Raw genomic sequence first — 6,273 nt, 5'->3', positions numbered from 1 at the left:
CGTCCAGCCAATCCTTAGAAACATCAACTCCACAAATGATCTTGTTCACGGTAACCTGCCTTGTGCGTACGGTTGGAACCAAGCGACTGTTCGGTCGTGCGTGACGAAGGCGAAGATCCCAAGCTCTCCCGCGGCTGTAACCTCAGGTGGTACGGGCGACTTCACCAAGCCAAGGTCCGGGCGGCCGCCCGGACCTTGGCTCAACCGCTTCAATCCCACGAAATCTCTCTCGTGCAGATACAAGGTGGCGCTGCGAAGCCGAGACGGAGAGGGGGTCTGCGCCCTACGAAAAGGGCCCCTCTCCGACCGCTTCGCGGCCACCTCTCCCCGCCTCTGGCGGGGGCGAGGAAACTCCTCCCCTTGCGCACAGCCCGCTTGGCGTTTAGCAAGGCCGCGGTTTCTCCAAACGATGTTGGGACGGTTCTGATGGCTTCGAAAAATCTTCTCCTGCTCGCCGGCGACGGCATCGGCCCCGAGGCGATGGCCGAGGTGAAGAAGCTGATATCAGCCATGAACGCCAAGCTCGGCAGCGGCTTTGCCACCGACGAAGGGCAGGTCGGCGGCTGCGCCTACGATGCGCATGGCGCGGCGATTTCCGATGCCGACATGGAAAAGGCGATGGTCGCCGATGCGGTGCTGTTCGGCGCCGTCGGCGGGCCGAAATGGGATGCGGTGCCTTACGAGGTGCGCCCCGAAGCCGGGCTGTTGCGGCTGCGCAAGGACATGGAGCTGTTCGCCAACCTGCGTCCGGCCATCTGCTATCCGGCGCTGGCGGCGTCGTCCTCGCTCAAGCAGGACGTGGTCGAGGGGCTCGACATCTTGATCGTGCGCGAGCTGACCGGTGGCGTTTATTTCGGCGAGCCGAAGCAGATCATCGATCTTGGCAACGGCCAGAAGCGCGGCATCGACACGCAGGTCTATGACACGTTCGAGATCGAGCGCATTTCCGGCGTCGCCTTCGAGCTCGCGCGGACACGCCGCAACCATGTGACCTCAATGGAAAAGCGCAACGTGATGAAATCCGGCGTGCTGTGGAACGAGGTCGTCACCCAGACCCACAAGGCTAGGTATGCCGACGTCAAGCTCGACCACATGTTGGCCGATGCCGGTGGCATGCAGCTGGTGCGCTGGCCAAAACAGTTCGACGTCATCGTCACCGACAATCTGTTCGGCGACATGCTGTCCGACATCGCCGCCATGCTGACCGGATCGATCGGCATGCTGCCGTCGGCGTCGCTCGGCGCGCCTGATGTGAGGACCAAGAAGCGCAAGGCGCTCTACGAGCCGGTGCACGGCTCGGCGCCGGACATCGCCGGAAAGGGCATCGCCAACCCGATCGCCATGATCGCCTCCTTCGCCATGTGCATGCGCTATTCCTTCGGGATGGTTGATGAGGCCGACAAGCTCGAAGCGGCCATCGCCGCCGTGCTCGATCAGGGCTTGCGCACCAAGGATATTTTGTCCGAGGGCATGACCGAGGTCGGCACCGTTGCCATGGGCGATGCGATCATCGCCAAGTTCCTGGGGTGATCAGAGGGCGGTCGAGATCCCGCTCGCACGCTAAAACGGTAACATCGGTTCGATCACGCGCCATTCGAAGCCGGTAAGTTCATATCTGCTCATGCGCAGCCTGAACCAGATTCCTCGATCGGAAAACCGACCCCATCGGAGACGCTTGCTTATTGGCCCACTTTTTCGGTCTGCCTTGTTTTTCGGCGTATGCGGCCCAAGGTGTCCAAAACTCTCAAGCGCTTCAACGGGACGCCATCATACTCTGTAAGAGAACGGCGGCCGTTGCGATCTACAACGGTCAGCACCGCACGGCGCCTGCCTCCTTTAGAGCGGGATGAATCTAGGTTGGCGCATAGCCTGCCTCTGTGAAGTAATTTCTGCATTCGGTTGAAGAGACGGTGCCGAGGATTTGGCCGATGGCGTCACAGACGGTTTCGACGGTACGCTTGGCAGCCTTACGGAGCCAATGCTTTAGCTTTGCAAAGAGCTTCTCGATGGGGTTCAGGTCAGGCGAGTATTTGGGCAGCAAGAACAGCCTGGCGCCGGCCGAGCGGATGGCGCGGCGCACGGCCTTGCCTTTATGCGAGCCGAGATTGTCCATGATGACGATGTCGCCGGGTTCGAGGGTGGGGACGAGAACCTTGTCGACATAGAGCTGGAAACGCTCGCCGTTGATCGGCCCGTCGATCAGCCACGGTGCTTCGACGCGGTCGTGGCGCAGTGCCGCCAAGAAGGTCATGGTCTTCCAATGGCCGTGCGGCACCTTGGCTTTGATTCTCTCGCCGCGCGGCGCCCATCCCCTGAGTGGCGCCATGTTGGTTTTGGTCCATGTCTCGTCGATGAACACCAGGCGGGAAGGATCGATCCGGTCCTGATACTTTGCCCACTGTGCTCGCCTGCGTGACACATCCGGTCGATCCTGCTCAGCCGCGATCAGCGTCTTTTTTTGTGACTGAGTTTCTCGGCGTGGACGAACTCCCACACCGAGCGGTAATCGACCTTCAGGCCGCGCTCGCCAAGTTCGACCACAAGACCGCGCAACGTAAAATCCGCAGCTCGGCAGCGCAGCAGCAGCCAGTCCCGATGCTCACCGGCAATCTTCTTCGGCCGGTGCCCACCCATCTTGCCGGGCGCAAGGCTACTCGTGTCGCGCAACCGCTGCACCCACCTGATGACGGTGCTGATACCAACCCCATAGCGTGCCGAGGCCTGCCGTCGCGACAGCCCCTCCCGCTCAACCGACGCAACAACCCGTTCGCGAAGATCCATCGAGTAAGGCTTGCCCATCCATCCTGACCTCCTTGTCTCAGCAAGAAGGTTGAATCAGATTTGCACGCCTAAGGGAATCCTCGCCGATTCAGCCTCAATTCATCCCGCTCTAGCATCAAACGTGGCTAAGAAGCTCTGGAAGTCAGTCCCATCTGCGCCGTTTTGCAGAATAGGGGAAAGGCTTGCCCGAATATGACCGCAGCACTTTTCAATTGGTGTGAAGGGCGCCCTCTAATAATACTCCCATGCAGGAAGTCGATCTCGATTACTCCACCAGGGCTGGTCGCAGCCTCTTCAAACACCTCAGTTGAGCAGTAGCCGACAACAAAGCCCAACCCACTTGCCATTGAGTCGGCGAAGTTGTGAGCGATTGCGCAAAGGCGTTCATGCTTCATGCTCGGAGGATAGCAACCTCATCGTCTGCTTTCCACCCATACGATCGTTCTGCATTCATGAGTTCACGGCCTAGAACAAACAGTGGCGACTCGCCGCTAAACCCTGACCCCTGCCGGCACCGGTCCCCATTGGTTTTCCTTGGCCTGCGTCGGGATCAGCGCGAAGACCATGATGATCAGGCTGCCGATGGTCGGGATCAAGACCAGCAGACAGAGCCATCCCGGCAGGCCGATGTCGTGCAGGCGGCGAACGGCCATGCCGAGGCTGGGCAGGAATGTCGCCAGCAGGAAGGTGCCGCAAAGGCCAACGGTTACCGCTGCCGACATGTCGCTGTCGAAATTGCCCATTTTGGCGTCGAGGAACAGTCCAAGGCCACCGACGATGAGCAGAGAAACCACCCAGAACAGGAAATAGCTCCAATATTCCTTGCGGCGGGCCCGGCCTCCGAAATTGAAGTAGTTCTGCGTCAGGGCGTGCCAGAAATAGCCCCACAGATCGGTGGGTTCGCCGGGCACGTTTTCGGCGGCACGGCCGAAATGCTGTGGCCCCGCGGGCGCGCTGCCTGCCTGGCGCGGTGGGGCACTCGCTGCGGCAGCAGCGCTGTCGGTCGGATTCTGGGCGCCGATCGAGAAAATGTCGCGCGCCTGGCCGCCGCCGGGCTGGAACTCGACGGCGGTGCCCTTGGCCATCGACACCTCGCGGCGCAGGCTCTCCCGCGTGAAAGTGTAGCGGTTGCCGTCGGCGCCGGTGATGAAACCGAAGCCTTGCGCCTCGTCATAGTGAAGAACTTCGCCGCGCATCCGCTCACCCCAGTGTTCGCGCTCCAGACTGTTCAAAGTTCTGGCATATCGCAAGGGGGCATACGCCAGCGGCGGAAATCAGGCCGGCCGGTTCTTCGACTTCTTGTGTTTCGGCGGTCCGGCCTTGTCGAATTTCGGCTTGCCCGCTTTCGGAGCCCAGGGCTTTGCCTCGAATGCCGGGCGCTGATCGCCCGCCGCTGGCGCCCGCTTCTCGAATTTGCGCTTCGGCGCGTTCGGGTCGAACGTCCCCTTGCCGCGATGCGGCTTCTTGTCCGGATTTGGCGGCTGGTAGCCGGCGCGCGACAGATCGGGCGTGCCGTCCAGCCGCTTCACCGCGATGTTGTTCTGCAATTTGCGGTCGGGGCCGATGGCGGCGAGGAAACGGTCGGCCCAGTCGGCCGAAATCTGCACGAAGGTTTCCTCAGGCTGCATCTTGATGGCGCCGATCTCGCGCTTGGTGATGCCGCCGGTGCGGCACAGCATCGGGATCAGCCAGCGCGGCTCGGCATTTTGCCGCCGCCCCACCGACACCGAAAACCAGACGCTGTCGCCGAAATCATCGCGGCGGCTTGGCGCCTCGTCGCGGCGCGCGAAGTTTTCGCCCGCCGGTCTTTCACGAGAGGGCGTGAACGGCGCGATTTCCATGAGATCCTCGGGCGCCGAACGGCTGGCGCGGCATTGGCGCACGAAGGCGGCCGCCACCTGTTCGGCGCCGTGCCGGGCGAGCAGCGCGTCGATGAAGCCGCGCTCGTCATCCTTTACCGGCTCGTCGAAAGCTGGATCGGCGAGAATGCGTTCATCGTCGCGGCGGATGACGTCGTCGGCCGAGGGCGGGCTCGCCCATGTCGCCTTGAGGCCGGCGTTCTGCAGCAGCCTTTCGGTGCGCTTGCGGGCATTGTTGGGCACGATCAGCGCGCTGACGCCCTTGCGCCCGGCGCGTCCGGTGCGCCCACTGCGGTGCAGCAGCGTTTCCGGGTTGGTCGGCAAATCGGCGTGGATCACCAGTTCGAGGTTGGGCAGGTCGATGCCGCGTGCCGCCACGTCAGTTGCGATGCAGACTTTGGCACGGCCGTCGCGCATCGCCTGCAGCGCATGGCTGCGCTCGTTCTGGCTGAGCTCGCCGGAAAGCGCCACGACGGAAAAATTGCGGTTGTTGAAACGCGCGGTGAGGTGGTTCACCGCGGCGCGGGTGTTGCAGAACACCAGCGCGTTCTTGGCCTCGTAATAGCGCAGCACGTTGATGATGGCGTTCTCGCGGTCGGCCTGGGCGACGCTCAGCGCCCGGTATTCGATGTCGAGATGCTGCTTTTCCTCACCCGCGGCCGAGATGCGCACCGCGTCGCGCTGGTAGCCCTTGGCCAGCGTGGCGATGGAGCGCGGCACGGTGGCCGAGAACATCAGCGTGCGGCGGGCGGCTGGTGCCGCGTCGAGAATGAATTCCAGATCCTCGCGAAAGCCGAGATCGAGCATCTCGTCGGCCTCGTCGAGCACCACGGCCTTCAGCGCCGACATGTCGAGCGAGTGCCGGGTGATGTGGTCGCGCAGCCGGCCGGGGGTGCCGACGACGATATGGGCGCCGCGCTCCAGCGCCCGCTTTTCGGTGCGCATGTCCATGCCGCCGACGCAGGAGGCCACCGTGGCGCCGGTCAGTTCGTAAAGCCATTCCAGCTCGCGGGTCACCTGCAGCGCCAGTTCGCGCGTCGGCGCCACCGCCAGCGCCAGCGGCGCCGAAGCATGGGCAAAGCGCTCGGTATCGCCCAAAAGGGTCGGCGCCAGCGCCAGGCCGAAGGCGACGGTCTTGCCGGAGCCGGTCTGCGCCGAGACCAGCGCATCGGCCTGGCCGAGCTCCAGCACGGCCTTTTGCACCGCCGTCAGCTCGGAATAGCCGCGTTTTTCCAGCGCTTTTGCCAGCGCCGGGACAATAGCTTCGAAGTTGGACATCTCACTCTTTCGGAATTCGGGGTCTGCGCTCGTCAGGGAGCGCGTGCCGGGGCTGGCGCAGCGCCAGCCAAACAATCTTGGCCGTTCGTACTTCCTGCCGCCTCTCTTGTACAGGGCAAGCCGTGGCGTGCCTCCCTTCTCCCACAAGGGGAGAAGGAAGGACCAGGCCCTGCCGCCAATTGACTCTTGACGCAAACCGCGTAAAAGCCGGCACCGAACAGGACAGTTTTCGATGCGCGGCCTTTTGATGGCGTTTCTTGCATTCGATTTCCCTGGCCACAATGCAAATCATTGGGCCGGGCGCGTCGGCGCGTCTCCCCGTTCCAGCAAAACCATGGCCAAAACGACCACTAAA

General features: G+C 62.8%; 4 protein-coding genes. 1 reads left to right on the top strand and 3 read right to left on the bottom strand.

What is annotated here, in order from left to right:
* Nucleotides 1–426 precede the first annotated feature (426 nt).
* Nucleotides 427–1,530 carry a 3-isopropylmalate dehydrogenase gene (gene leuB / locus AC1D0N_RS28515; RefSeq protein ID WP_477249584.1) on the top strand — a complete coding sequence of 368 codons (1,104 nt, stop codon included), beginning with the start codon at nucleotides 427–429 and terminating at the stop codon, nucleotides 1,528–1,530.
* A 322-nt stretch (nucleotides 1,531–1,852) separates the two neighbouring features.
* Here leuB and AC1D0N_RS28510 read toward each other — a convergent pair.
* The 3 genes from AC1D0N_RS28510 to AC1D0N_RS28500 form a co-directional block, all read right to left on the bottom strand.
* Nucleotides 1,853–2,799, bottom strand: a protein-coding gene (locus AC1D0N_RS28510; protein WP_477249582.1) for an IS630 family transposase whose coding sequence is annotated in 2 segments (ribosomal slippage) — nucleotides 1,853–2,458 and nucleotides 2,461–2,799 — 945 coding nt in all. Because the reading frame shifts where the segments join, the coding sequence is not laid out codon by codon here.
* A 473-nt stretch (nucleotides 2,800–3,272) separates the two neighbouring features.
* A complete protein-coding gene (locus tag AC1D0N_RS28505) occupies nucleotides 3,273–3,977 on the bottom strand; it encodes a DUF805 domain-containing protein (RefSeq protein WP_477249580.1) in 705 nt (234 codons plus the stop codon).
* A 78-nt stretch (nucleotides 3,978–4,055) separates the two neighbouring features.
* Nucleotides 4,056–5,918, bottom strand: coding sequence for a DEAD/DEAH box helicase (locus AC1D0N_RS28500; RefSeq protein WP_477249579.1), 1,863 nt, complete (start codon nucleotides 5,916–5,918; stop codon nucleotides 4,056–4,058).
* Between the last annotated feature and the right edge of the window lie 355 nt (nucleotides 5,919–6,273).

Source organism: Mesorhizobium sp. P2_E10 (genome assembly GCF_056404235.1).
The sequence above is the reverse complement of the archived record's forward strand: the minus strand, read 5'-3'. Positions and strand labels throughout refer to the sequence as shown.

Bases quoted from the DNA above. Each gene is read 5' to 3' on its own strand.
- leuB (WP_477249584.1), top strand. From the start codon at position 427: ATGGCTTCGAAAAATCTTCTCCTGCTCGCCGGCGACGGCATCGGCCCC.
- AC1D0N_RS28505 (WP_477249580.1), bottom strand. From the start codon at position 3,977: ATGCGCGGCGAAGTTCTTCACTATGACGAGGCGCAAGGCTTCGGTTTC.
- AC1D0N_RS28500 (WP_477249579.1), bottom strand. From the start codon at position 5,918: ATGTCCAACTTCGAAGCTATTGTCCCGGCGCTGGCAAAAGCGCTGGAA.